This window comes from Alteromonas halophila, assembly GCF_014651815.1.
In the GTDB taxonomy this organism is placed as follows: Bacteria; Pseudomonadota; Gammaproteobacteria; order Enterobacterales; family Alteromonadaceae; genus Alteromonas; species Alteromonas halophila.
The window spans coordinates 207,885-234,121 of the sequence record NZ_BMXP01000005.1; the positions used below are offsets into that span (position 1 = coordinate 207,885).

The 26,237-nt window shown below is 48.0% G+C and carries 27 protein-coding genes; 16 read left to right on the forward strand and 11 right to left on the reverse strand.

The genetic code is table 11. The features are described 5' to 3' along the window. The first annotated feature begins 2 nt into the window (after nucleotides 1-2). The 3 genes from IE054_RS11730 (at nucleotide 3) to IE054_RS11740 (ending at nucleotide 2,907) form a co-directional block, all read left to right on the forward strand. A complete protein-coding gene (locus IE054_RS11730; RefSeq protein WP_189406635.1) occupies nucleotides 3-1,541 on the forward strand; it encodes a cryptochrome/photolyase family protein in 1,539 nt (512 codons plus the stop codon). Next, nucleotides 1,528-1,668, forward strand: coding sequence for a DUF2256 domain-containing protein (locus IE054_RS11735; RefSeq protein WP_189406636.1), 141 nt, complete (start codon nucleotides 1,528-1,530; stop codon nucleotides 1,666-1,668). The genes IE054_RS11730 and IE054_RS11735 overlap by 14 nt, the downstream gene beginning before the upstream one ends. A 153-nt stretch (nucleotides 1,669-1,821) precedes the next feature. Next, nucleotides 1,822-2,907, forward strand: a complete 1,086-nt coding sequence (locus IE054_RS11740; protein ID WP_189406637.1) for a zinc-binding metallopeptidase family protein — start codon at nucleotides 1,822-1,824, stop codon at nucleotides 2,905-2,907. Here the strand turns inward: IE054_RS11740 and IE054_RS11745 are convergent. Further along, the gene (locus tag IE054_RS11745; protein WP_229805113.1) at nucleotides 2,870-3,649 is read right to left on the reverse strand and encodes a proteasome-type protease; all 780 of its coding nucleotides are present in this window, start codon (nucleotides 3,647-3,649) and stop codon (nucleotides 2,870-2,872) included. The two genes, IE054_RS11740 and IE054_RS11745, sit on opposite strands and share 38 nt — an antisense overlap. 111 nt (nucleotides 3,650-3,760) lie before the next feature. Between IE054_RS11745 and IE054_RS11750 the strand changes: the two genes are divergently transcribed. Both IE054_RS11750 and IE054_RS11755 read left to right on the forward strand, forming a co-directional pair. After that, nucleotides 3,761-5,209, forward strand: a complete 1,449-nt coding sequence (locus IE054_RS11750) for a circularly permuted type 2 ATP-grasp protein (protein WP_189406638.1) — start codon at nucleotides 3,761-3,763, stop codon at nucleotides 5,207-5,209. Nucleotides 5,210-5,212: 3 nt separating this feature from the next. Continuing rightward, complete coding sequence (locus tag IE054_RS11755; RefSeq protein WP_189406639.1) at nucleotides 5,213-6,133, forward strand: alpha-E domain-containing protein; 921 nt, start codon at nucleotides 5,213-5,215, stop codon at nucleotides 6,131-6,133. A 163-nt stretch (nucleotides 6,134-6,296) separates the two neighbouring features. Here the strand turns inward: IE054_RS11755 and IE054_RS11760 are convergent, their stop codons facing one another. Both IE054_RS11760 and IE054_RS11765 read right to left on the reverse strand, forming a co-directional pair. Beyond that, nucleotides 6,297-6,686 carry a hypothetical protein gene (locus tag IE054_RS11760; protein WP_189406640.1) on the reverse strand — a complete coding sequence of 130 codons (390 nt, stop codon included), beginning with the start codon at nucleotides 6,684-6,686 and terminating at the stop codon, nucleotides 6,297-6,299. After that, complete coding sequence (locus IE054_RS11765; protein WP_189406641.1) at nucleotides 6,676-7,128, reverse strand: hypothetical protein; 453 nt, start codon at nucleotides 7,126-7,128, stop codon at nucleotides 6,676-6,678. The genes IE054_RS11760 and IE054_RS11765 overlap by 11 nt, the downstream gene beginning before the upstream one ends. 270 nt (nucleotides 7,129-7,398) lie before the next feature. On the opposite strand from IE054_RS11765, the gene IE054_RS11770 reads away from it, so the two are divergent. Both IE054_RS11770 and IE054_RS11775 read left to right on the forward strand, forming a co-directional pair. Then, complete coding sequence (locus tag IE054_RS11770; RefSeq protein WP_189406642.1) at nucleotides 7,399-8,112, forward strand: hypothetical protein; 714 nt, start codon at nucleotides 7,399-7,401, stop codon at nucleotides 8,110-8,112. 1,018 nt (nucleotides 8,113-9,130) lie between these two features. Then, on the forward strand, nucleotides 9,131-9,487 hold the full coding sequence (locus tag IE054_RS11775; protein ID WP_189406643.1) for a hypothetical protein: 357 nt from the start codon (nucleotides 9,131-9,133) through the stop codon (nucleotides 9,485-9,487). On the opposite strand, the gene IE054_RS11780 is transcribed toward IE054_RS11775, so the two are convergent. The 5 genes from IE054_RS11780 to IE054_RS11800 all read right to left on the reverse strand — a co-directional run bounded on the left by IE054_RS11780 (nucleotide 9,484) and on the right by IE054_RS11800 (nucleotide 15,167). Further along, nucleotides 9,484-9,852, reverse strand: a complete 369-nt coding sequence (locus IE054_RS11780) for a diacylglycerol kinase (protein WP_189406644.1) — start codon at nucleotides 9,850-9,852, stop codon at nucleotides 9,484-9,486. The genes IE054_RS11775 and IE054_RS11780 overlap by 4 nt on opposite strands. 273 nt (nucleotides 9,853-10,125) lie before the next feature. Further along, nucleotides 10,126-12,135: an asparagine synthase (glutamine-hydrolyzing) gene (asnB, locus tag IE054_RS11785; RefSeq protein ID WP_189406645.1), complete on the reverse strand. Its 2,010-nt coding sequence runs from the start codon at nucleotides 12,133-12,135 to the stop codon at nucleotides 10,126-10,128. Nucleotides 12,136-12,153: 18 nt separating this feature from the next. Next, complete coding sequence (locus IE054_RS11790) at nucleotides 12,154-13,221, reverse strand: aspartate/ornithine carbamoyltransferase family protein (RefSeq protein WP_189406646.1); 1,068 nt, start codon at nucleotides 13,219-13,221, stop codon at nucleotides 12,154-12,156. A gap of 109 nt (nucleotides 13,222-13,330) precedes the next feature. Next, on the reverse strand, nucleotides 13,331-14,755 hold the full coding sequence (locus IE054_RS11795; RefSeq protein WP_189406647.1) for a sodium:solute symporter family transporter: 1,425 nt from the start codon (nucleotides 14,753-14,755) through the stop codon (nucleotides 13,331-13,333). After that, entirely contained in the window at nucleotides 14,748-15,167 is a 420-nt protein-coding gene (locus IE054_RS11800; protein WP_189406648.1) for a hypothetical protein, read from the reverse strand. The genes IE054_RS11795 and IE054_RS11800 overlap by 8 nt, the downstream gene beginning before the upstream one ends. Nucleotides 15,168-15,307: 140 nt before the next feature. On the opposite strand from IE054_RS11800, the gene IE054_RS11805 reads away from it, so the two are divergent. Continuing rightward, nucleotides 15,308-16,546, forward strand: coding sequence for a Zn-dependent hydrolase (locus IE054_RS11805; RefSeq protein ID WP_189406649.1), 1,239 nt, complete (start codon nucleotides 15,308-15,310; stop codon nucleotides 16,544-16,546). On the opposite strand, the gene IE054_RS11810 is transcribed toward IE054_RS11805, so the two are convergent. Further along, nucleotides 16,547-16,975: a universal stress protein gene (locus IE054_RS11810; protein ID WP_189406650.1), complete on the reverse strand. Its 429-nt coding sequence runs from the start codon at nucleotides 16,973-16,975 to the stop codon at nucleotides 16,547-16,549. A 99-nt stretch (nucleotides 16,976-17,074) separates the two neighbouring features. On the opposite strand from IE054_RS11810, the gene IE054_RS11815 reads away from it, so the two are divergent. Beyond that, complete coding sequence (locus tag IE054_RS11815) at nucleotides 17,075-17,590, forward strand: c-type cytochrome (protein ID WP_308428282.1); 516 nt, start codon at nucleotides 17,075-17,077, stop codon at nucleotides 17,588-17,590. Between the two features lie 59 nt (nucleotides 17,591-17,649). Here IE054_RS11815 and IE054_RS11820 read toward each other — a convergent pair whose 3' ends face one another. After that, nucleotides 17,650-19,290 (reverse strand): FMN-binding glutamate synthase family protein, encoded by a 1,641-nt coding sequence (locus tag IE054_RS11820; RefSeq protein WP_444541876.1) that lies wholly within the window; start codon nucleotides 19,288-19,290, stop codon nucleotides 17,650-17,652. A 318-nt stretch (nucleotides 19,291-19,608) separates the two neighbouring features. On the opposite strand from IE054_RS11820, the gene IE054_RS11825 reads away from it, so the two are divergent. From IE054_RS11825 to bfr (IE054_RS11835), 3 genes are all read left to right on the forward strand, one after another. Continuing rightward, nucleotides 19,609-21,189, forward strand: a complete 1,581-nt coding sequence (locus tag IE054_RS11825; RefSeq protein ID WP_189406652.1) for a cation:proton antiporter domain-containing protein — start codon at nucleotides 19,609-19,611, stop codon at nucleotides 21,187-21,189. A 138-nt stretch (nucleotides 21,190-21,327) separates the two neighbouring features. Beyond that, nucleotides 21,328-21,807 (forward strand): bacterioferritin, encoded by a 480-nt coding sequence (gene bfr, locus IE054_RS11830; protein ID WP_189406653.1) that lies wholly within the window; start codon nucleotides 21,328-21,330, stop codon nucleotides 21,805-21,807. Next, nucleotides 21,804-22,271, forward strand: a complete 468-nt coding sequence (bfr, locus tag IE054_RS11835; RefSeq protein WP_189406654.1) for a bacterioferritin — start codon at nucleotides 21,804-21,806, stop codon at nucleotides 22,269-22,271. Before bfr (IE054_RS11830) ends, bfr (IE054_RS11835) begins: the two co-directional genes overlap by 4 nt. Here bfr (IE054_RS11835) and IE054_RS11840 read toward each other — a convergent pair. After that, nucleotides 22,268-22,756 carry a hypothetical protein gene (locus IE054_RS11840; RefSeq protein WP_189406655.1) on the reverse strand — a complete coding sequence of 163 codons (489 nt, stop codon included), beginning with the start codon at nucleotides 22,754-22,756 and terminating at the stop codon, nucleotides 22,268-22,270. The genes bfr (IE054_RS11835) and IE054_RS11840 overlap by 4 nt on opposite strands. A 216-nt stretch (nucleotides 22,757-22,972) precedes the next feature. Between IE054_RS11840 and ccoN the strand changes: the two genes are divergently transcribed. From ccoN to ccoP, 4 genes are read left to right on the forward strand one after another with little or no spacing between them, the layout of a single operon-like run. Continuing rightward, nucleotides 22,973-24,406, forward strand: a complete 1,434-nt coding sequence (gene ccoN, locus IE054_RS11845; RefSeq protein WP_189406656.1) for a cytochrome-c oxidase, cbb3-type subunit I — start codon at nucleotides 22,973-22,975, stop codon at nucleotides 24,404-24,406. 12 nt (nucleotides 24,407-24,418) lie between these two features. Further along, nucleotides 24,419-25,024, forward strand: coding sequence for a cytochrome-c oxidase, cbb3-type subunit II (gene ccoO, locus IE054_RS11850; protein WP_189406657.1), 606 nt, complete (start codon nucleotides 24,419-24,421; stop codon nucleotides 25,022-25,024). Nucleotide 25,025: 1 nt separating this feature from the next. Continuing rightward, nucleotides 25,026-25,199, forward strand: a complete 174-nt coding sequence (locus IE054_RS11855; RefSeq protein ID WP_189406658.1) for a cbb3-type cytochrome oxidase subunit 3 — start codon at nucleotides 25,026-25,028, stop codon at nucleotides 25,197-25,199. A gap of 4 nt (nucleotides 25,200-25,203) precedes the next feature. Continuing rightward, nucleotides 25,204-26,160, forward strand: a complete 957-nt coding sequence (gene ccoP / locus IE054_RS11860) for a cytochrome-c oxidase, cbb3-type subunit III (protein ID WP_189406659.1) — start codon at nucleotides 25,204-25,206, stop codon at nucleotides 26,158-26,160. Nucleotides 26,161-26,237: the final 77 nt, after the last annotated feature.

The following is a 26,237-nucleotide window of genomic DNA, read 5'->3' on the forward strand; positions in this document are numbered from 1 at the left end:
CAATGGGATGTTTACGCTTGATCCTGGGCGATCAACTCACTCACACCTTGCCGGTACTCACCGATGCAGTAAAAAGTAAGGACCTGGTCCTGATGGCCGAAGTGCGTGAAGAAGCGACCTACGTGCCTCATCACAAAAAAAAGATTGCGTTTTTATTCAGTGCCATGCGCCACTTTGCCGTTGAGCTTCGCGATGAAGGGTATACCGTTGATTACGTTGATTACCGAAATGAAGACAACCAGGGAAGTTTGCTTGAGCAGGTAAAATATCAGCTTAAACAGCATAATCTCAACAAGGTTGTGGTGACTGAGCCTGGTGAACATCGCCTGAAGCAAAGTATGGCGCAGTGGTCAAATGTGCTTGGCGTTGACGTTGACATACTCCCTGACAATCGTTTCCTTGCAACGCCCGACGATTTCAGTCGCTGGGCAGAGGGAAGAAAACAACTGCGCATGGAGTTTTTCTACCGGGAAATGCGCCGTAGATATTCAGTACTTATGGACGGGGATAAGCCCATTGGCGGCAAATGGAATTATGATGAACAAAATCGAAAACCTATGCCTGAAACGCACAAGGTACCATCGCCAACAACGTTTGAGCCCGATGAATTAACCAAAGAAGTACTTAAGCTTGTTGAGGACGAGTTTGATGATCACTTTGGTCAGCTCACTCCCTTTTCCATGGCAGTAACGCGCAAACAGGCTTTGCAGGTACTCAACGAGTTTATTGAAAAACGCCTGCCGGATTTTGGACAATATCAGGATGCGATGGTGGAAGGGAAACCCTGGCTGTATCATTCACACCTGTCTTTCCACATCAATTGCGGCCTTCTCACGCCTAAGGAAGTAATAATGGCAGCCGAGCAGGCTTACCACGCGGGTACAGCGCCGCTCAATTCGGCAGAGGGTTTCATCCGGCAGATCCTGGGCTGGCGGGAATATGTCAGAGGCTTCTACTGGCATTTCATGCCATCACTTAAATCAGATAACTACTTTCATCATGACCGTGCGCTTCCGGCATTTTTCTGGGATGCCCGGACCAATATGAACTGTATGCGGCAGTGTATTAAAGAAACCCGGGACCATGCATATGCGCATCATATTCAGCGCTTAATGGTGCTGGGTAACTTCTGCCTGTTAACCGGGCTGTCCCCCGCGGCTGTACAGGAATGGTATTTGTTGGTGTATGCCGATGCGTATGAATGGGTCGAATTGCCCAATGTGGCAGGCATGATCCTGTATTCAGATGGCGGTAATCTGGCCAGTAAGCCCTATGTGTCGAGTGGCAGTTACATCAATAAAATGTCGAATTACTGCAAAAACTGTGGCTACAAGGTGAGTAAAAAAACAGGCGAGGACGCTTGTCCGTTTAACTATTTATACTGGCGGTTTATTGATGCGCACAGCGAACGCTTACGGGGCAACCCTCGCATGGGAATGATTTATAAAACGTTTGACCGAATGAGTGATGACAAAATACAAACTATGCGCGATGACGGCGCCCGTTTTCTGGCGAGACTGAGCAGGAATGAAGAAGTCTGAGCTGCCGGAAAAAACCTGTCCGGTCTGTGAGCGTCCGTTTACCTGGCGAAAAAAATGGGCGCGCGACTGGCCGCAGGTCAAATATTGCTCTAAACGCTGTGCCTCGCAGCGTAACGCAAGGCGATAGCCGGTATGCTGGTCAGGCTCGTCACAGTGGCAATAGTTTGAATTACTACCTATCTTCAGAAAGGCTAATCGGGCATTCAAATGGACGTGAAGAACATGAACACACTATTGTCGATACTGTTATACTTCAGATTCTACGGGTATTAGGTGTACTGTGAGAAATTTTACATGTAGTTGTTCCAATACGGTGTACTTCGCCAATACGCAGTGTTTGTCATGTCAGCGGCCGCTGGGATTTATCAGTGAAACAGGACAACTGGCAGCCTTCGACATTGGCTTTAACGGTACCTGGTATACCGCGGGAGACGGGGAGCCGTACCGGCCCTGTGCGAATTATCATACGCATAATATCTGTAACTGGATGGTACGCGAGGATGACCCTAACCCGTTATGCCGGTCCTGCCGGTTAACCAAGGTTATTCCCGACTTGTCGAAGCCGCAGAATCTTGAGCGTTGGTTTAAGATGGAAAGTGCCAAGCGTCGTCTGCTGTATTCGCTGATGACCCTGGGCTTACCAATATGGGAGCCGGTTGAAGGCAAGCCTGAACTGGCTTTTCATTTTATGGAAGATGTGACCGATGACGAGTACGGGCAGGAGCTTACCGTTAAATCTACCGTCGTGACCGGGCACAATAACGGCACAATCACACTTAACCTGAAAGAGGCAGAAGACAGTTCACGTATAATGATGCGTGAAAAAATGAACGAACGGTACCGCACGCTGATTGGGCATTTCCGGCATGAGTCCGGGCATTTTTACTGGGACTGGCTGATTCGGGGAACCCGCGAATTGGCGTCTTTCAGGGCTTTATTCGGTGATGAGTCAATCAATTATCCGGCAGCGCTGAAACGCTATTACGACAATGGCCCGATTGATGACTGGCAAAGCTGCTGGATAAGCCCCTATGCCAGCTCACATGCCTGGGAAGACTGGGCAGAGACCTGGGCGCATTATCTGCACATTGTCGATACACTGGATACCGCTGCATATTATGGTGTCGCTGTTGCAGATAACCGCGTAACGCAACCTACCTCGTCACGGCATTGTTCCTTCTCGCAGCTATATGATGACTGGTGTCGTCTGACAACCATGCTAAACGGCCTGAATCGCAGCATGGGGCTGGATGACGCATACCCCTTTGTCATACCCGGCCCGGCACAGAAAAAACTTGAATATATACATGAGCTTATAAAGCGCAGTGTTACTTCTTCTCCCACTCAAAACGAGGCAGACGGTTAAAACTACGTTTAAGACCGTCGGTCCATTGTTTCTGAATAGATTTATACATGGGGCTGTTCATCGTCATTGACTGGTGATAGGGCTCTTCCATGGTATTGGTGGTCATGATAGCCAGCTCAACAGGCGGACCAACTGAAATATTACTGCGAATGGTTGAGTCCAGAGAAACCAATGCGCAGCGAGCGGCGTCTTCCAGTGTCGTCGTTGCGGTTATGATTCGATCCAGGATGGGTTTGCCGTATTTATTTTCTCCGATTTGCAGGTAAGGGGTATCGCTGGAAGTAGAGACAAAGTTGCCCTGCGGATAAATCATAAAAATTTCATGCGCTTTTCCGGCAATTTGCCCGCCCAGAATGAAACTGGATTCAGCACTGTTGCCACTTTTCTCCATCGCTTTTTCCCGACGCTGTTGTTCAGCCTGACTGAGCATACCTATATAATCGGCCACCTCATGAAGCTGCTTGCCACTTCGGAGGTCAAACTTTGCTTCAGGATCATCCAGATCCCGGTGCAGGGCATTAACCACGGCCTGTGACGTGGCCAGACTGCCAGATGTCAGCAGCACAAGTACACGCTCGCCGGGCCAGGTGAACCGTGTCATCTTGCTGTATGTGGCAACATAGTCAACACCTGCGTTAGTTCGGGAGTCTGAGGCAAATACCACCCCTTTATTTACTTTTACTGCCAGACAATACGTCATTATCGCATCCTGTTTTGCATCGACATCTCTGATGCACATCATGGCGTGTGATCAAAAATTGTGCAAACAGTAGCTACACATAAACTGTTGATTTTTTCATCAAACATGATTAGATGGAGTAACACAAACTGAGCATCACGCAGGACGTGTTACATGGCAATACGCTGGGGAAGTTATAAAAAAGGGCCGTTTTTCGATGAACTGATTGAAGGGCGGAATAAACCCCGGCCGGCTGCCAAAGAGCTCTGTCAGTATTTACGTTCATTAAGTGATCGTGATCTTGTGGAGTATAAGACCGCCGCCTCCACTGCCATACAAGTCATGGGCATCACTTTTACCGTTTACTCAGAAGAAGAAGGCTCCATCGACAGAGCCTGGCCTTTCGATATTATTCCACGCATTATTTCCACGCAGGAGTGGCAGAAGGTACAGGAAGGCCTTAAACAGCGTGTTCGCGCACTGAACATGTTTATTGACGATCTCTATAACGACCAGTCAATCATTAAAGACGAGGTGGTGCCGGCGTCACTGCTGGAAAATTCAAAAAATTTTTTGCCGCAGTGCAAAGGCATAAAACCTAAACATGGTGTGTGGGCACATATTTGTGGCTCCGATCTGGTACGCGATCAGAATGGGACATTTTATGTTCTGGAAGATAACTTACGGGTGCCATCCGGTGTGTCGTACATGCTGGAAAACCGTCATGTCATGAAACGCGTGTTCCCTGAGCTATTTGAGAAATACAACATTCTGCCTGTCGATAACTACGCATCCGATTTGTATAACATGCTCTGTGAATTGTCCCCACGTGACATTGAACAGCCCGAGATTGTTGTGCTGACACCAGGCATTTATAACTCTGCCTATTTTGAACATGCCTACCTGGCTCAGCAAATGGGGGCAGAGCTGGTGATTGGCAGTGATCTGGTGGTTGAGGATGACATTGTTTACATGCGGACCGTGGAAGGATTATCGCAGGTCGATGTGATTTACCGGCGTATCGATGATGCGTTTATCGACCCGGAAGCCTTTCGGGAAGACTCAATGTTAGGTGTGCCCGGTATCATGCGTGCGTGGAAAGCAGGGAATGTCTCGTTGGCCAATGCACCTGGATCTGGCGTCGCCGACGATAAGGTAGTGTATGCCTACGTTCCGGAGATTATCCGGTATTACCTGAACGAAGAGCCATTACTGCCCAATGTACCGACCTACAAATGTATGAATAAAGACGAGCGCGACCATGTGATCGCACATATCGATGAGATGGTTGTAAAACCCGCAAATGAATCGGGTGGCTACGGCATGTTAATCGGTCCACATGCAAGTAAGGCGGAACGCGAAAAATTTGTTCGCCTTATTCGCCGTGACCCGAGAAACTACGTTGCGCAGCCTATGCTGCTGCTTTCGACAGCGCCAACATTAATTGATACCAGTGCAGAGGCAAGACACCTGGACTTGCGACCATTTATTCTTTCCGGCAGTGATATTTGCGTGACTACAGGCGGTCTGACCCGTGTAGCCATGCGCAAGGGCTCGACCGTTGTGAATTCATCGCAGGGTGGGGGAAGTAAAGACACCTGGATTGTGGACATGGAGGGCTAAGCAATGTTGTCTCGTGTAGCACACCATATATATTGGATGGCCCGGTACTTAGAACGGGCAGAAAATACTGCCAGACTGATACAGGTAAATACACACCTGCTGCTAGACCTGCCAAAGAGTGTAACACTGGGCTGGGAGCCTATTGTCGATATGCTCTCATTCAGGGATACCTTTTATGAGAAATATGACACCGCCGATGAAAAAAGTGTCATACGATTCATGGTCACAGATACAAGAAATCCCGGCGCTATAATTAACTCACTGGCGGAAGCGCGTGAGAATGCCCGCATCATACGTGAAATCATCCCGTCAGAAGCCTGGGAGCATATTAATAACCTGCATATGACGGCGAAAGAAGACGGGCAGAGTGTGCTTACCCGGCGACACCGGTATGACTGCCTGAATCGTGTAATTGTCGGGAATCAGACTATTACCGGGCTGTTAGATGGCACCATGAACCGCGATGAAGGCTATGCATTTTTGGGGCTTGGCCGTCACCTTGAGCGCGCAGATATGACGACGCGTATTATTGATGTGCGTTCTGCATCACTATTGCCAGAAGTCACTGCTGAACAGTCGGCGTTTGATAATATTCAGTGGATGAGTGTGTTGAAATCACTGACAGCGTATCAGATGTACCGTCAGGAAATGCGATTGAGAATTCAACGCGCGGATATTCTGAACTTTTTGATGAAGAAAGACACCTTCCCGCGCTCGCTAACCTACAGCCTGGCACAAATTAAACAATGCACCAGTGAATTACCGAATCCGGCACCGGTCATTGATCAGGCCAACACCATTGAAAAAGAGCTGGCCGCTTTAAAAACGGCGCAGTTAAAACAGGAAAAGCTACATGAAGTCATCGATGACTTGCAGCTTGGACTGGTAAATGTACACAACGCAATAAACGACAATTATTTTTAGAAACGGATGTTACCAAGGCTAAGGCCATTGCTCGCGGATCCTGATTTGCGACGACGCACTTCAGGACTCGCTACGTGATACAGACGTGTACATATTTCCCTCCGAAGATTCGCTGTGTAACGGTGTCAGCGTGTGAAGATAAAGCAGCCTATCCAATAGAATATTACTGATAGTCGATCCGCTGCTCGTGCTGCTCGCCATCCTGTAATTTGTCATCTCTTTCTTTCATGAGTTTGTATCTCGCATCCATCTGGTTTTCTAAAAACTGAATATGACTGCGAAGCGTTTCGACATACCCCGCTAATTCCGCCATTTTAGATTCGAAATTTAGCCAGCCCTGCAGCGTCCAGCCATAGATATTAAAGTTACAGGCATCATCCTGGCTCAGGCCCGGATAATTTTGTCTGACTTCTTCAAGCGTGCTATGGCCTTCTTCGCCGGCAAACCGGAATGCCTCACAGGCATCAAGAAAATAACTGGCTTCATTGCTATTAATCACAATAACCGGGTCGGGCAGCGACATATCCGGTGCTTCAGGGACCTCAATTTTCACCGGCTCTGGTAATACGGGAATAGTTTTTACTGTAACGGTCGTTATCTGTCGCTCCGGTAATACGCTGCATGCTGTAGTCGAGACGGCTAGCAGCACGCCCACCACTGCCATAAGGATCCTGCAATGCCCACTGCTTTTCTTTGCTGCGTAAGGTAAGTATTTCCTGCTGAGCAAGCCTGGTGCGCTCATCCGCCTGATCCTTCTGTTGTGTTAATTGTGTTAACTGTTGCTGCGTTGCCGCCTGATTTGCTTCAAACGTACTGATTACGCGCTTTTGCTCGTTTACCTGATCTTTATACGTTTGTGCTAATTGCGCTTCATACTGCAGTGCTTTTTCATGCTCTGAAATCTGACTTTCAAGCTTTAGCGTCTGTACATAAAAATACCCTGTTGCCAACGCGCCTACCGCAATTGACACCAGCGTAGCCTGTAAACCAATCATCACCCCTCCTTATCGTTTGCAACCACCATTGTGCGTTATATTAAAAATAGCAGCAGTTCCGGCACTCACAGAAAAAAATCAGCAACCGTATTCAGGCATTGTCATTAAACTGTTCAGAGTCCCCACAAAAAAGGCAGCTTTTTACGTTTAATCAGCAAATGGCGCCATACCTTGAAAATCTAGTGAAATCATGGTTTAACAGTCTGTAGTAACAATTTGTTTATAAAAACAGGTAAGTTGCTGTTAACGGCAGGGAAGGGGATAGTAAAAATGATAAGAAAAAAACATATTGTTACTGCACTGGCACTGGTTGCTTGTATTGGCTGTGAACAGGCAAGCCAGAAAACCGACTCTATGGTACGTCGCGATGCCGCAGATACAGAATATCAGGCGCTGATCGATAAAGCGCAGGCACTGACCAGTCCTACAACCTTTAGTGAACCCGTCAGGCATCTAAGCGAATTAATCATTATTCAAAACCTCGTTGCCGAATCAAAAGCCGTATACAAGGACGCCAGAATTCTGCACTGGGACGACTCGGATGTGGAAGCGCTGGAGTCGCGCCTGCAGTCGATCAACCAACCTCTGGCCCTGGCCAGCCTTGATGCTTTTTCCACAGCCTTAGATATGTCACTGACTTTTAAAAAGAAAAAGACCGATGTGGAATCGTTGCCGGTGTCTGACAATACGCTTGCAAAACAGGCACTGCTGACTCATTTAAAAACCTTTAACGCAGAACTGGACGCTTGTTGTGTGGAGAAGATCACCCTGATAAACCGGTTTTTGAGTTCTGAAAAGGAAAAGTATTTCGACGTCATTAAGCTCGGTCACAATACGTTGCATTACATGGGCATGCTTATTCGCGGTGAAATTACAGAGCAAGCATTACGAAATAAAATAGCCTCACAGCGACATACCATTACTGAATTAGCTTCTTTATCTGCAGACAACCAAAGCGATGCAAAAGAACATGTGCCGGACTAATTCTGAATATTAAATATCTCGATTCGGTTTAGTTTGTCATATCTTTTCTAATTTTCTGTGGCCAGAGGTGAATCGAGATTTTAAAAAGTAAAAAGTGAAAAGTGAAAAGTGAAAAGTAGATATCATAGAAATAAAGATGTCTGAACGCTCTCAACGTAATCATCATTCACAAAACACGGTAAATTTTTCAGATGGCAATTGTCACTTGTCACTAATTTATAAGAGCGACGCTCTGTGAATTCTGCAGGGCAATACCGCTGAAAACCTCTCAGATTTTACGTAGCGCACACATAACCATACCGGGTAACGACGAAGACGCTGCAATCCCGCGAATACCAATGCTTTTATAATTTCACCTTTGCAATGCGTAGCCTTAAGGGCCGAAGGCCTTAGTTAACAGGCTATACAGCGCCCTCATCCGCCTAATACCTAATTGCGCATAATGTATATTATGTTAAATAGAGTATTCTGTTAATCAGGAATATGCTGCCTTCTTATGCTCTCTCCCCTCGTGAACCACAAGGAGTCTGGCTGTTCGTTAAGACAGTAGAAAAATCGTCACTAAATTATTTTCGAGTGACGACAAGTTATATTTTTATTCGTATATCGTTCAGTGTCATTTATATTTTCAGAAATTAACTTCAGCAGCTTTATCGATTTTGTCGACATTGTCAAAAATCAGAAAAGCACCTATAAAAAAAGATAACCGCAATCCATTTTTAATTTTTCTCAGGCTTATAGTTTTTAATTTATGAACCAGTGAAATGGCCTGCCTAATTACCAGGGCACACAGATAAGTGTGTCTCTAATTTGATTTAGCCTGCTATTAATCCGACTTTTCCTTTAAATGCGAATTTATGTCTATGTGTATGATTTTACTTGTTTAACCAGGTTACGCGTAACGGCTTTATACTGCTATCAGATAGACAAAGCCTGTTTATAATAAGTCACTTCGGAAATCCGATTGTTTACTCAATACGTAACACTCAACACATCAAAGCAAACCGTGGAGTACATAATGAGTACAGAAATAAAGCCACAACACGCCAAGCTTCTTGCAGAAATCATTGAGCAGTCGTCGCACTGGAAATTAAAACCTGAAAAGAAGCGCCCTTTTCATTCAGCATCTGACGCTTTTTCGTATGTTGAAGATCACAATGAACCGCTTTATTTGCAGGTACCGGTAGCGGGTGAAGATGGCCATTTGCTGGTAAAAGTCACCTCAAAGCAAGATGACATGGTCTTTGCCACTGTGAGTTTTGACACACCCGCACAGACGACAGTGCACCATTCGCACCTTAAGCTTATTGAAAGCTCTGTTACTGATATGCTCAATAACTGCCTTGGTGAAGGCAGAAAAGTGGCGTCGTTTTAGTTTAACGCACCAAACAACACAGTAATCCAGGTAAAAACGGCCAGAAGGATACTGACAAATACAGCGGCAGAAGCTATGTCTTTGCACTTGCCTGTCAAAGCATGGGTTTCTGTCGACACTCTGTCGGCCAGCACTTCAACTGCTGTATTCATCAGTTCTGTGATAAACACCAATACCAGGCTAAACACCAGAAAGAGAAGTTCAGTCCGGCTTATATCGATGACTAAAAGCAAAGACATCAGTCCCACAAAGACAACGGCTTCCTGACGCAGTGCGGCTTCACTCTTAAACGCCGCGAACAGCCCGTTTATTGAATTTACCGTTGCATTCCCTACCCGTTTGAGTCCTGTCCGCTTCTGCCGCATGGTGTGCTCCATATGTCATACTTGCTGCCACACGTTAAGTGTAGAAAAGCTCTGTAACAGTTGCATGACGGTATTGGAGTTACTTAAATGGTCTGTCTTTATTATTTACGTAAAACGCGTGCACAATAAATAGTTGGCAGGTTGTTGGTACCAGCGGAGAAAGGGGCTGTCATCCCCTTCCCCCTTTACTGATGGCTATTAAAGAAAAGAGGGCCGCAGAACAGGTCCTGAAGGCCATTATTGCTTTAGTAATCAGGGCGATGTCCCGTGCAGCTAGACCACCCAGTTAAGTTTTTGTGCCTGCTCATAGGCATAAGCCGGTATGTTTTGCTCTACAAAGTGATGATGCAGAATCATCACGCCAAGTGCGTGATTTAAAATCGCATCAATCTGCACTTTATCACTGGTATCCGTCTCTGCAGATTCCTGCTTTGCGACCAGTGTTTCCAGGTAATCTGCATCCAAAAGCCCTGCTTTTTCCACTTTTTCTCTGCTGGCATACTGATCCAGCAGACCACGCAGTTTTTTCCATTTTTTATCATCGGTGTGGGCAGGAGGGGCCATAAAGGCAAACTTCTCACGTTCATAAAGCGTTTCAGGAAGTACGCCTTTCATCGCTTCCCGTAAAACGTACTTCTCCTTACTGCCTTTTATCCGCATTTCAGGTGGAATTTGCGCGGCAAACTCAGCAAGCTTGTGGTCTAAAAATGGCGGGCGGGCTTCCATAGAGTTTGCCATATCCACCCGGTCCCCCCCCCAGGTCAGGATCTGCCCTTCAAGCATGGTTTTTATCCATACGTACTGCGCCTTATCTAAAGGGTGACGTTCACTTAAATACTCTGAATCAAGTTTTTCAGCAATCGCGGTGCCGGGCTCATAACCTTCCACTGCCGCGCGATGTGAAGGATGGATCAGCTGGCGGGCGTGGTCTGTGCAGCCCAGCCAGGGTTGCAGGCAGCTTGGGGTAAAACCGACTTTGTTGTTCATTTCATCCGAGACGTATTCGTCCTTGGCCAGCATTGCTCCTTTAAACAGTTCATTTGAGGTTTCCAGTGACTGACGCCATTCACTGGCCTGATTTTCGTCCAGTCCTTCCATTCCATGCAGATACATATCCTGACGAAATGCCGGGTAGCCCGCGAACAGTTCGTCAGACCCCTCGCCGGTCAGTACCACCTTGTAATTCACATGACGTACCTGCTGACTCATCATTAACTTGGCGACTGCCAGCGTGTTGTAAATAGTGCGTTCGGTATGCCAGATGGTTCTGGCAAAGTTATTGTAAAGCAGGTCCGCATTCAGCTTCAGGATTTCCTGGTCTGCTTCTACCGAGCGTGCCATTTCAGTAGCGATATCAGATTCGTCGTAGTCGGCACTGTCAAAGCTAATGGTAAAGGCTTTCAAAGGCTCCTGAGCGTACCCGGAGGCCAGGCCAAGTATAGAACAGGAGTCAATGCCGCCAGACAAGTAACACCCTACCGGCACGTCAGCATTGAGTCTAAGCTGCACAGCGTCCAGTAAGTGTTCCCGTACGCCATCTATGTAATAGTCGTCACTCTGCTTTTCCCGGCTGCCGACAACCGGAAAGTCCATATCCCAGTATTTCTGGTTTTCGATTGTAAGCCCATCATCGCCACGGGAAATTTTAAGCATATGCCCTGGCTCTACCTGCTGAATGCCTTTAAACGCGGTACTGCCTGGCACCATGACCTGAATCAGCTGATGAAACAGTCCTTTTGAGTCAAGCTCTGGCTTCACATCGGGATGCGCCAGTATTACTTTTACTTCAGAGCCAAATACCACGCCGTCTTCTGTTTGTGTCCAGTAAAGTGGTTTAATCCCAAAGCGGTCGCGCGCCAGGTAAAGGGTGTCTTCCTGCTCATCATACAGTGCAAACGCAAACTCACCGCGCAGTTGTTTGAGTGTTTCCTCCATTCCCAGATGCCGGAACAGGGTCGGCAGAATTTCTGAGTCACTTTTGCTCGTAAAGTCGATGCCTCTGGCGATAAGATCGGTACGTATGCGCTGGTAGTCATAAAATTCGCCATTGTGCACACACATAGTCTGCCCGCCATCCAGCCAGAACGGCTGGCGCCCGCGATTTTCATTCAAATCAATAATAGACAACCGGGCGTGACTCATGCCTACCCCCATATCAGCGGGGTTACAATAGCCGTAGCTGTCAGGGCCACGGTGATGCATCATAGCCGCCATATTTACCAGCGTTTGCGAATCGATAGCCATCGAAGTGTTATTTGTAAATACGCCTGCAATGCCACACATAAATAGCTTCTCCTGCTGTTACACAATATCCAAAACACGTTCAACACGACGTACCAGACAGGTCAGTAATGCCTGACGTAAAAACACTGCGCCTCTGGCCTGGGCGAAATACCAGTTGTGTGGTGTGTTATCCAGGCTGCAGCACAACTCTGCCCCACGAGCGAGAGGGTGTAAAATAATGGCGTCTTCTTTCAAGGGTGAGGTACTGTCGATATGGTACTGATTGCCATACTGGCTAAATGAATTGCCCTCCCACGCGATGGCGTTGATATAGACTACGTCTGCATCAGGCAGAACTTCATTCAGGTTTCCGCTGGTATGAATATTAACGCCCGCTTCCAGCAACTGTTCAAGCTGGCCGGGATCGAACATTTCCTCCCGTGACTTATCATTTACAATGGTGACCTGGCTGAAACACTCTGGAAACAGCGCAATTAACTTAAGCAAACTACGAACGGTGCGCATTTTTGATGGTAGACCAATGATGCACAGATTGGCTTTTTCATCCCCCTCAATGAGTGCCGGGCGCCATTTCAGAATAGTATATAAATCAGCCAGTGCCTGCGTTGGATGCTCGTCGGTACCGTTACCGGCGTTGATAATAGGAATTCTGAGTGCATTCATCATATCCCGCACAGAACCGGCATTGGTGTCACGCAGCACAACGCAGTCGCCGTAGTTATTAAACATTTCGCCCACATCGGCCAGACTTTCACCTTTTGCCAGCCCAGTCGTTGAGCGATCGGTAATCGACATAATGTCGCCGCCAAGACGATGCCATGCGCTTTCAAAAGACAAGCGGGTACGGGTGCTGGGCTCATAAAAAGCTGAAATTAAGATTTGCCCCTGTAGTGATGTACTAAAGCGATCGGGGTTAGCTTCATATTTTGCAGCAAGTCGAAACAGTTGCAGCAGGCTTTCCTGATCAAACTGATCCGCTGAGTAAATATGCCGGTTCGTAATTTTTCCAAGATGGTCGCCATCTTCCTGAATAGCACGAAGCAGGTTTTTAGGATGTGCATTTCCGTACACATCGGGGCGTTCGCGGTCAAATTGGATAACCGCTTCCAGTTCTGCTTTTACCATAACTTTTTACCTTTAACGTCGCGTATCAACCAGAGAATCAGTAAAACCGGACTGATACAACTCATCAACAAGCAGGCGTAAACCAGCACAGTCAGAACGGTCTGTGAAATCATGACTGCTCCTCCTCTTTTAGTTCACGCCATTGATATTCTTCGGTGCTGCGCCATATACCAATACGACAGCACACCAGTGACACACCGCAACTCAGCAGCGCGGCAACATAAAATCCAACGACAAAATAGCCAATAAGGCCAGCACTGGTTCCGGCGACCATGGCGATCCCTGCCCAGGTGCCGTTAAGTTTTGGTCTGAACAGGCCGTATACGATTGGCCAGATAGTTGAAGCAACAAATGCACCGGTGAAATTTAACAGCGCGCCCAATGTTGCCAGCTTGAACGCGGCCACACACCAGGTACCTACACCCAGACCAATTACTATGTAGCGATTCATTCGGAGTAACTGATCGGAACCCGCGTTGGGTCTCAGCAGCTTCTTATAGATATCCTGGGTTAACAGATCAGAGGTGGCCGCCAACAGGGAGTCCATGCTGGAGGCGAGCGCTGAAAAAACGATAATGAAAATAAATACTGCACCGATACTGCCCAACAATTTCGCCGCGACCATGGGGCCAACCATGTCAGCGCTGGGCGGAATTAAATTAAGCGACGACGCCGCCAGCGCAATAAAACCTGTAACAATGGGAATGGGTAGCCACAGCAGTCCGGCGGCAAGATAGGATTTTTTTCCAATCCCCTTGCCAAAGGCGAAGGCCCTCGACCACCAGACATTAGAATGAAAAATTTCACCAATACCAAAAAAGATATTATTAAAGAAAAACATTACAGCGGCAGGAAATAACAGGTTCAGCAGTTCGGGCTGTTGTGTTGTTAGCGTAGTATGCATGGTGCTAAACCCGACTTTATCAATACATACCCAGGCGACAATGACGACACCGGAAATAATGACCACACTTTGCACAAAATCAGTGGCGATCACGGCTTTTAATCCGCCCAGCAAGGTATACCCTACGCAGATTATCAGTATGGCGGTCATACCGGTCATGTAATCAAGTTCACTTAGCGATGACAGCAGCAAGCCCCCTGCCATGCCCAGACTTACCAGCCAGCCCAGTGCGTAACACAATGAAATGATAATAAAGGCACCCCAGGCAAAACGCCCATAGCGGGTATAGATAAAGTCACCGCTGGTAAAGCCCTCTGGCAGCAGTGTTTTAATGCGTTCGGCCAGCGGCGCGAACAACAGCAACCCCAGCGCGGCCATGCTGTAACCCAGCATGCCCCAGACCCCAAACTGATACGTTAACTGAGGTGCGACCAGTGTGGTATTACTGGTGATCCAGGTTGCCATGGCTGTTGCCGTCGCCATCGCAAAACCAACATTACGACCGGCCAGCGCATAATCTTCAATCGTGCGGTTATTTCTGCCCAGGTACCATCCCCAGGCGACCCAAACGATACCGAAGGCGATCAGAATACCAATGGCGTAGTTGCCGGAAAGCACAAAGTCAGTCATGGCTGGCAGTTCCGCGTTTCAGGGTAAAAATAAGATAGCCGAAAAGTAGCAGGCCAGCGCCAAATAACGAAAGTGCAGAGCGAAGAGAATAATGATCGACCTGCAGTGTTGAAATGGTTTTCGTTTCGTTACCGCCGGACAGTTCAATGTGATACGTGCCATCACTGAGGCCGCTGAGTGACCAACTCTGCCCTTCCACGACGGGATAAGCCGCAAACCGCTCCCCGCTGGCGTTGCGAATGACCAGTTGCTCATAACCGGCATAGTCAGATTGCCAGTCGAGGTTTACCGTTCCATCTTTGCTGATCGCATCCGGGGGTTCGACACCGTCAGCCATCACTTTCCCTGAAACAAAACAGTAACAAATTAGCACTGCCAGTGACGCCAGGCGCCACCTGTTTCCCCAAGTCATGTGCGTCCTTCTGTTTAAACTATGTCCAGCCTACTCGTTATTTGCTCTATAATCAAAAGCCAGACGTACTACTTGTTTTTTTCCCTGCTATACGGAGAGACTTAAAATTTAGTTTAAATTTCAACAGATAAGGAGAAAGCATGTCTGATTTATCGATAAATCTCGAACGCCTGAAGCGCGACCTAATCCATCTATTTGAAATTGGTTATGATGCACAAAGCAAAGGTGTTACCCGACTGGGATTTACCGAAGCTGATGTTCAGGCTAAGCAATGGCTTTGTAAACAGTTTGAAAATGAAGGCTTTTTCGCTGAAGTGGATCAAGCAGGAAATGTGGTTGGAAGAATGCAACCGGAAAAAACGGCACATGTGGTCGCCACCGGTTCACACATAGACAGTGTCATCAGCGGTGGCATGTTCGACGGTACGCTGGGGGTACTGGCGGGTCTGGAAGTACTGCGTGTAATAAAGGAAAACGACCTCAGCCTGTCTGTCCCTATCGAAGTGTATGCTTTTGCTGAGGAAGAAGGTCGTTTTGGCGGCATGATGGGGGTACAGGCGTTAATTGGTGAACTGACGCCGGAATGGATCATGACTGCCCACGACGTCAATGGCGTTAAGCTTCAGGATGAGATGCGCCGCTGCAATATGGAGCCACTGGCTGCGCTGGAAGTGCGCGCAGATCCCGGATATTTCAAAAATTACACAGAATTACACATCGAGCAGGGACCCGTGCTCGACACCATTAAAAAGCCGATAGGTGTTGTAACGTCCATTTCCGGCGTTTACAAATGGATTGTCCGTCTGATTGGTAAGTCAAATCATGCCGGCACTGCACCGATGAATATGCGCAGTGATGCCTTTATGGGTCTTGCTAATTTTGCCAATGAAATCCCGCGTATTATTGCTGAGGAAGGCTCTGATAAAAGTCGCCTGACGGTCGGCAAGGTTGACCTCAAGCCTGGCCATGCGCACACGGTCCCTGGTGAGGTTGAATTCACGCTGGTTGGACGGGACACGGACGATACGGTTATGCATGCACTGGCCGACAGTTGCAGAAAAGTGCTTTCAGCCATCGCCCGCAAGCATAATCTGATGTTTGAGTTTGAGCAGATGAGCTGGCTGGATCCCCAGCCAATGGCAGATCCGGTGATTTCATTAATTTCCAGACAGGCCGAATCACTGGACTACCCCTTCGAACTTATGCCAAGCGGTGCCGGACATGATGCCCAGCACATGGCGAAGGTAACGGATGCAGGCATGATATTTGTGCCAAGTATAAATGGTATCAGCCATGCGCCAGATGAGTGGACTCACTGGAAAGATATTGAAAAAGGCGCCAACCTGTTACTGAATACGCTGGTTCAGCAAGCCAGGTGATTACATTGTGAGTTTAACCGCCAGTACGTCTGTTTTTACGCCGTGCAGAACGGCGTTGGCGGTTGAGCCTAACAACAACTGCATGCCGCTCTGTCCGCGGGTGCCCATAACTATTAAATCTGCGCCCAGCTTTTCTGCCTGATACTGTATTTCACTTGCCGGTGAGCCGAAGGTTACATGCAGCTGGGTGTCGGGGATAGCGTATTTTTCTCCGGCAAGTGATAACGCCTGACTGGCCTGACGCCGCACTTCCTCAGAATAGTCGCGCTCCAGAAATAGTCCGTAAGGTTCGCAACTAGATTGTGGGCAGGCAACATATAACACATGGCAAGCCTGAGGGGAGCCGGCTATCTGCACGCCACGGTCAATCACCGGCGTGAAATTGGCATAAACGTCAATGGCAATGAGTACCGTTTGATAGTGTCGCATACTGTTTATCACTCTGCTTAGCTGACTCACTTATCAAGTTACCTGATACTGAATGAACAAACGTTGATTTCAATCAATTACTTAATCGTCAGCTACACTATGATCAACATCACATTCCGGCGCGGAGACAACACCATGCGACTTGCCCTGTTCTTAATGATTTCTGGCTTCACATTAACAGCTTGCCAGTGGGGTGCGGATTCTCCCCACGGGTTTAGTTTGCCAGAAGGAAATGCTGAAGCAGGTAAAGCGTTGTTCACTGAGTATGGTTGTGTCGACTGCCATGCGGTGAAAGGCATTGATGCTACTCAACGTGAAGCGTACCGCCTTAGCCAGCCAATCGTGCTTGGTGGCAAAAATACCCGGGTTAAAACCTATGCGGAACTGGTCACCAGCATCATTAATCCATCGCATAAGCTTAGCCGGCGCTATCCGGTCAGTCTGACATCCAAAGATGGCGAATCACGAATGCCTAATATGAACGATGTGCTAACGGTCTCAGATCTCATTGATATTGTGGCATTTCTGCAGCCTAAGTATGAAGTGGTGCCGTATCGCACATCTGAATACCGGTTATATCAGTTACGCATTCCCGATGAAAAAGCACGCGATTAGCGTGGTACGGGCGCAACATCCTGTATTCAGCGTATCGCGGAATAAAACAGCTGTCTCCGTTACGATACGGCCTTGGTTTTATCTTCCACATCAGCCAGTAAGCTGGCGGGCATAAAGCTGTCTTCGCTGGCCTCTTCAACATGCAGCCGGTAGGAGTCCGGCATGTCGTTGCCTAACAAACTGCCTTTTGCAATAAGCGGAAAGATCTCGTCATATCGTTTGACGCTGAAATGGTCAACACGACGGAAAATATGGGTTCGGTTAAGGCTTTCCACTGACTTATGACCAGTAGAAGACAGAATATCCATCAGCGCGTGAATGGTTTTTTTATGGAACTGATACACACGCTCGTATTTATCTTCTACAACCAGCCCCCGTGCCAGCTTAGGGTCCTGGGTCGCCACGCCCGTCGGACAGCGGTTGGTATTGCAGGACAAAGACTGTACGCAGCCCAAAGCCAGCATCATCCCCCGTGCACTGTTACACAGATCGGCGCCCAGACTCAGGGTTTTGACTAACTGGAAAGCGGTAATAATTTTGCCCGAAGCAATCAGCTTAATGTCTTCTCGCAGTTCAAAGCCCATCAGACAGTCATCGACAAACGCAAGCGCCTCGCGTAACGGAAAACCAATTGAATTGGTATATTCCAGCGGCGCAGCCCCTGTGCCTCCTTCACCGCCATCCACAGTAATAAAGTCCGGAGTAATACCCGTTACCTTCATCGCTTTACAAATAGCAATAAACTCACTTTTGCGGCCCAGCGCAAGCTTAATACCGATAGGCTTGCCATCTGATAACTCACGCAGCGTTTTGATGAATGACATTAGTTCCAGGGGGGTAGAAAATGCCTTGTGGCGAGCGGGTGAGTCAACCTGAACGCCCGCTTTAACACCACGGATTTCTGCTATTTCCGGGGTATTTTTATACGCGGGTAAAATCCCACCGTGGCCGGGTTTCGCGCCCTGAGATAACTTTATTTCTATCATTTTTACCGTCGGCTTGCGGCTTTTTTCTTTGAATAGCTCAGTATCGAAGCCACCATCGCTGGTGCGACAGCCGAAGTACCCGGTACCAATTTGCCAGACCAGATCACCACCATGTTCAAGGTGATAAGGGGTAAGCCCGCCTTCTCCGGTATTATGTGAGAACCCACCTTTTTTAGCACCTTTGTTCAGTGCCATGATGGCATTCTTAGACAGACTGCCAAAACTCATTGCGGAGATATTCAGAATACTGGCTTTATAAGGCTGTGTGCAGTGCGGCCCGCCTATAGTGACCCGCGGGTCTTCATCCATCTCCTCGACCTGCATGGCCGACAGTGAGTGACCGATCCACTCATAGCCTTCTTCGTATGTATCCACCTGAGTACCGAACGGAACTGTATCGCGGCTGTTCTTTGCGCGCTGATATACAATCGATCGAAACATTCTTGAGATAGGCGCACCGCCGGTGTCCGACTCGATAATATATTGCTGGATGTAGGGTCTGAGACGCTCAATAAACCAGCGGGCACGCCCTATGACCGGATAGTTGCGTAAGATAGCGTGATCAGACTGAAATGAATCGTACAGTGCAAGGACAAGCAAAGGAACTGTGAGCACAAGTAGCCAGTACAGGGGCGGCCAGATGAGCGCAAAAAGCAGGTTGAGCACCAAAAGTCCGGCTAGCCATACAAAAATAGATAATCGCAACGCGCACATCCTTTGAGTCGAAATAGTAATGGGATAAAACAACCCGGGCTGTCACAGCAGCCCGCTTAATGATTAACTGCTACGGTTCACTCCGAAGAATAGTTTTTTTGACTTAACCCGTTAGGTCTGCAAAAGATCGCTTTGATCAGGCACTTGGCTGTAAGCCTGAGCGGCGACAGACTTATTCGCATCTTCCCTGGGTCAGGCATTTACAAGCCATCCGTTCTATCGCATTCTTTAAATTGCCAGGAATATTTATAACTATCGTAGACCGTATTGTCGCGTTTTACGATGCATTACTTTGAAGGTTACGGATTACGTTATCCCATGGAATACGCTTTTTTACTTTTCGCTTTTGTCTGCGGCCTGTTGGTCAAACTCATCGGAATCCCACCGCTTGTCGGCTATCTCATTGCCGGTTTTTTACTAAATTTCTCGGGATACCAGATTACTGAAGAGCTGAATACGCTGGCAGATCTGGGAATTACCATTATGCTCTTCACCATCGGCCTGAAGCTAAATGTCCGCGATCTGAGCCGGCGCGAAGTCTGGGCGGGCAGTATCAGCCATATGCTGGTCTGGGTTGGCGTTATAACCTGTGGCCTCTATGTTGCTGCCAGTCTGCTGAGTATTTCAGTGCTGGCCATAGATCTTCAGAGTGCTGCACTGATTGCCTTTGCACTAAGTTTCAGCAGTACAGTGTGTGTGGTTAAAGTACTGGAAGAAGCCGGTGAGTCCAAAACCCGTCATGGCCGGCTTGCCATTGGTATTCTGGTCATGCAGGACGTGTTTGCTGTCATTTTTCTGGTGGCCGCTACCGGCGAACTGCCTAAGGTCTGGGCGCTGGGTCTGCTGGCCCTGGTTCCGCTGATGCCGCTTATTCATAAACTCATTAATAAATCAGGTCACGGCGAGTTACTGCCGCTAACGGGCTTTATTCTGGCGCTGGGTGGCTACAACCTTTTCGAGCTGGTTAACATAAAAGGCGACCTTGGCGCCCTCATATTTGGCATTATGCTGGCACGCCACCCGAAAGCCAGCGAGCTGGCCAAATCACTACTGAGCTTTAAAGATTTGTTGCTCATCGGCTTCTTCCTGACTATTGGGCTCACTGCCCTGCCAGACTTAACGATGGTGATGATTGCGCTGATCTTTACTCTGCTACTGCCACTCAAAGCCATGTTGTTTTTCGGGTTATTTGCCGGACTTCGATTGCGGGGACGCACAGCATATCTGTCCAGCCTGGTCCTTTCTAATTACAGTGAGTTTGGTCTGATTGTTGGTGCCTTAAGCGTGAGCCTTGGCTTGCTCAGCGAAAGCTGGCTTGTGGTGCTGGCGCTGTCAGTTTCATTTTCATTTGTGATCACCAGTATTTTATACCGCACGTCACACAGTCAGTATCACCGGTACAAAACCACCATCAACCGCTATGAACGGAATGAGCGTCTGAAAGAGGACCTGTATCCGGTTATCAACAAAGCTGAGTTTTTAGTGGTCGGTATGGGCCGTGTCGGCTCGGGCGCATTCCGCTCTCTGGCAAAAATTGCAGAAGGCAAGGTCTGGGGTATGGACGCGGATCGCGAAAAAATGAAGCAGATGCGCAAAGAGGGAATGCAGGTTATCTGTGGTGACGGTGAAAATGTCGACTTGTGGGATAACCTGGATATCTCTCACGTTAAACTGGTACTACTCGCGCTGCCCTCAATAGAAGATGCCATCAATATTACCCGGCAGTTAAATAATGCAGGCTATACCGGAAAGGTGGCTGCCATCGCACGTTATGAGGATGAAGTTGAACACTTACTGAATAACGGCGTAGATAAAGTATTCAATTTCTTCACAGAGGCGGGCTTAGGATTCGCCGAAGAAAGCCTGGCATATGTGCACGGTCAGGCTGCTATGGAATGACCGGTGGATTGGCCAAATACAAACAAAGGATGAAGTGATAACTGTTTTCGTTTGTATGTTATTGTTTTTATGGCATTTTTTGACACTGCTGGCCGCGTACTCTATACTTAGCCAACATTTTAAACAGGATATCAGGTAATGAAAGGCAATAAGCAAGTCGTCGCTAAACTGAATGATGTACTCACCAGTGAGTTAACCTCTATCAATCAGTACTTCCTGCACGCCCGTATGTTTAAAAACTGGGGTCTTGAAGAGTTAAACGAAAAAAATTACAAGAAATCGATCAAGGACATGAAGCAGGCCGACGAACTGATCGAACGAATCCTGTTTCTGGAAGGACTTCCTAATCTCCAGGCGTTAGGAAAGTTGTATATTGGCGAAGATACCAAAGAAATGCTTGCCTGCGATATGCGTTTTCAAACCGAGCAGTTACCCCTATTACGTGATGCTATCGCGCTGTGTGAAGACAAGCAGGATTACGTCAGCCGGGATATGCTGGAAGCGATTCTTGAGTATGAAGAAGATCATCTCGACTGGTTAGAAACGCAGGAGTACCAGATCGACAACATGGGGCTTGAAAACTATCTGCAGGCACAGGTAACGGGAGAAAATGAATGAAAGGTAGTCAGAAAATCATCGACCAGCTAAACGCCCTGCTCGCCTACGAGCTGGCTGCAATGGATCAATACTTTATCCACTCTCAAATGTACCTGGACTGGGGGCTCAACAAGCTATATGAGCGCATCGACCATGAGTTTGATGATGAACGTGGTCATGCCCAGAAACTTATTGAGCGCATGCTTTTTCTGGAAGGAACACCAGACATGACGCAGCGCACCGGCTTTAAAGTTGGCAAGGATGTGCCCGAAATGCTCGAAAGTGATCTGCGCGTTGAGTATGAGGTTGACGCTAAACTAAAAGAGGTCATTGCGTTTTGCGAGTCTGAAAAAGATTATGTCACCCGCGATATGCTGGTCGAATTGCTCGATGATACCGAAATGGATCATGCCTACTGGTTAGAACAGCAACTCGGCCTGATTAAGCGGTTAGGCCTGCAAAACTATCTTCAGGCGCAACTTTAAGCGTCAGTATTCCTTGTCGTTGAGAAAAACAGATGGGCCGGCGCAGACCGGCCTTTTATTTCAACCGTTATCTGCCATTGCATTACCGGCTCTGAGCAGCTTCCCAACATAAACCAGCCTTCCCAGGTGCGGTTATCTGTTTTGTCCAGGATAAGCGGGATTTGCCCCATAAACATATTCACGCCGGTTATTCGGGCACGCGTTATGGTTACGCTCGAAGGCAGTGTAAATGTGACAGTGATCGGTTCTTCAGTGGCTGGCGTGCGATCAAAACGCGCGGTCGCCGGTTCGCCATCTAACAGAAACTGGCACTTTGAATTAACAAAATTACACTGGAGACTCTTTATATCGCTGTTAGACTTAACGTCTGAGGTCGATAATTCCTGTTGTGCCCAAAATATACCAGCAGCAACAATTAAAATGGTGATGGGGCCAAGGATTTTTTGTAAACGTTTTGTAGCCATTTTGTATTTATAGTTTTGCATGTCGTGAAAAATTCGTGCCGCTAATTGACGTAGATCAAGATGGGGGAGTTTAAGGTATCTTTTTGTTCTTAAAAACCTTATTATCCGCGTACCAACTGGCCTGCAGAGAATAATTATTAATCATTACAGGTATGGTGTGAAGTCCGCAACCTCCCCGAACCTGTGTAATACGCCAGTTTGAAACCATTTATCATTTGAAGTGGAAGATTCATAAAAATGAGTGAAACAAGCCAAGCACAGCCTGATTACAACTACACTGTTGTCAGGCAATTTACCGTGATGACCGTGATCTGGGGTATCATCGGGATGAGCCTGGGTGTACTGATTGCAGCACAGCTTTTTGCACCTATGCTCAACTTCGATACCCCCTGGTTAACGTTTTCGAGACTGCGCCCGCTGCATACCAATGCGGTAATTTTTGCCTTCGGCGGCTGCGCCCTGTTTGCGACCTCTTATTACATTGTGCAGCGTACCTGTCAGGTTCGCCTGTTCAGTGACAAACTGGCGAGTTTTACCTTCTGGGGCTGGCAGGCTGTTATTATTCTGGCAGTTATTTCTTTGCCTATGGGACTAACCAGTACCAAAGAATATGCAGAATTGGAGTGGCCAATAGACATTCTGATAACCTTAGTATGGGTCGCTTACGCCATTAACTTTTTTGGCACCCTGGTAATTCGAAAAGTCTCTCATATCTATGTAGCCAACTGGTTTCTGGGTGGATTCATTCTGACAGTTGCAGTTCTGCATATTGGTAACAGCATGGCGATTCCGGTTTCTTTCACCAAGTCTTACTCACTGTATGCCGGTGCCGTTGATGCCATGATGCAGTGGTGGTATGGCCATAACGCCGTTGGTTTCTTCCTGACCGCAGGCTTTTTGGGCATGATGTATTACTTTGTGCCGAAACAGGCGGGTCGTCCGGTTTATTCTTACCGCCTGTCCATCGTGCACTTCTGGGCACTGATTTCCCTTTATATCTGGGCAGGTCCTCACCACCTGCACTACACAGCCTTGCCTGACTGGACACAATCACTGGGCATGGTTATGTCAGTGATCCTGTTTGTGCCTTCCTGGGGTGGTATGATTAACGGCATCATGACGCTGTCAGGCGCCTGGCATAAGCTTCGCACTGATCCCATATTGCGCTTTATGATTGTTTCGTTGTCCTTCTACGGCATGTCGACGTTCGAAGGCCCCATGATGGCAATTAAAACCGTTAACGCCCTTTCTCACTATACCGACTGGACCATTGGCCATGTTCACTCTGGCGCGCTTGGCTGGGTTGCCATGATTTCCATCGGGTCTGTGTATCACCTTATCCCTGTGCTGTTTAACCAGCCGTCCATGTATAGCGTACGACTGGTGAATGTGCACTTCTGGCTAACAACCATTGGTGTGGTGCTTTACATCGTTGCCATGTGGATGTCAGGTGTGCTGCAGGGACTGATGTGGCGTGCAGTGAATGCCGACGGCACACTCACTTACAGCTTTGTTGAGTCACTGGAAGCATCCTATCCTTTCTATGTAGTGCGCTTTATCGGTGGTTGTTTCGTCGTCGCAGGCATGTTGCTGATGGCCTACAACATGTATAAGACGATTCGTGCCCCGAAAGGCAGTATCGCGGCTGATCCAGCTACACAGCCAGCGTAAGGAGACGATACCGTGAAAAATGCACATGAAGTAATTGAAAAAAATGTTGGTCTATTAACCATTCTGATGCTTGTTGCCATTAGTTTTGGTGCCTTGGTTCAGATAATGCCTTTAATGTTTCAACAACAGGTTATGGAGCCTGTGAAAGGATTAACACCTTACACCGCCCTTGAACTGGAAGGTCGGGATATTTATATCCGTGAAGGCTGTGTGGGTTGTCACAGCCAGATGATCAGACCGTTTCGTGCTGAAACTGAGCGTTATGGTCACTACTCCGTCGCGGGTGAATCCGTCTGGGAGCACCCGTTTTTGTGGGGGTCGAAGCGTACCGGGCCAGATCTGGCACGGGTTGGTGGTCGCTACAGTGATGAATGGCACCGGGTACACCTGCTGAACCCGCGTAACGTCGTCCCTGAGTCGAATATGCCCGGCTTCCCCTGGCTGGCAGAGAACACCCTCACCGGTGAACTGACAGCCAAGAAAATGGAAGTATTCCGTGGCTTCGGCGTACCTTACAGCGACGAAGATATCGCCGGCGCGAAAGCGGCAGTAGAGGGCAAAACAGAAATGCAGGCCCTTATTGCTTATCTGCAATCCCTTGGCACACATCTGAAATAATATGGATCAGGGAATTGTAGGCAGCATTTTTACTGTCATCGTCTTTGTTTGCTTCATCGCTGTTGTATGTTGGGCATTCAGCAGCCGCAACAAAAAGAAATACGATGAAGCTGCGAACCTGCCATTCGCAGACGAAGAACAACAAAAATCAAAAGAAGATCAGCGGGAGTCTTGAACTCATGAGTATGTTTTGGACAATTTGGATTTCAGTGATCACTATCGGATTGATCATTGGTTGTTATGCCCTGCTTCGATGGACACTGAAAAATAACACCGGTGTTCCTGAAGGCGAATCGATGGGCCATGAATTTGATGGCATTGAGGAGATCAATAACCCATTGCCGCGTTGGTGGACAATTCTGTTCTACATCACCATCGTATGGGGCTTTATTTATCTTGCGCTTTACCCTGGCCTTGGTGCATTTGAAGGCTTCCTGGGCTGGAAGAGTTCAAACCAGAATATCCAGTCGATGGAAGAATCACGTCAGGCCCGTGTTGATGCCCGTGAACGTGGTGATATTGTGCAATATGACCGTGAACTGGAAATGGCGGAAGAACGTTTCGATCCTATCTTTGAAGCGTACGCCAAAGTCCCGGTTGAAGAACTGGCCAATGATCCGGAAGCGAACAAGGTGGGACAGCGTTTGTTTATGCAAAACTGCTCGCAATGTCACGGCTCAGACGCCCGCGGTAACCAAAATGGCGGCTTCCCCAACCTGACCGATGATGACTGGCTATACGGCGGCAGCCCGGCCAAAATCAAAGAAACATTGCTTGGCGGGCGTAGTGGCGTAATGCCCGCACAACTCTCGGCACTGGGTGAAGAAGGTATCGACGAAGTAGCAACGTATGTGCTGAGCTTAAGCGGCCGCGATGTCGATCAGGAACTGGCTAAAAAAGGTAAGGAGCACTTTGCCGTTTGCGCCGCCTGTCACGGTCCGGACGGTAAAGGTAATCAGCAGCTTGGCGCACCCAACCTGACCGATACGACCTGGCTGTACGGTGGCAGTAAGCGCACTGTCGTTGAAACCCTGACCTACGGGCGAAACGGTGTCATGCCGTCATTCAAAGATACGCTGGGTGAAGACAAAATTCACGTTGTCGCAGCGTATGTGTACAGTTTATCGAACGAATAACGATTCCCGATAAATGACTGTAAAGCCCCGTTATCGCGGGGCTTTTTTTATGCGAAAATACGCAGGTATTACGCACT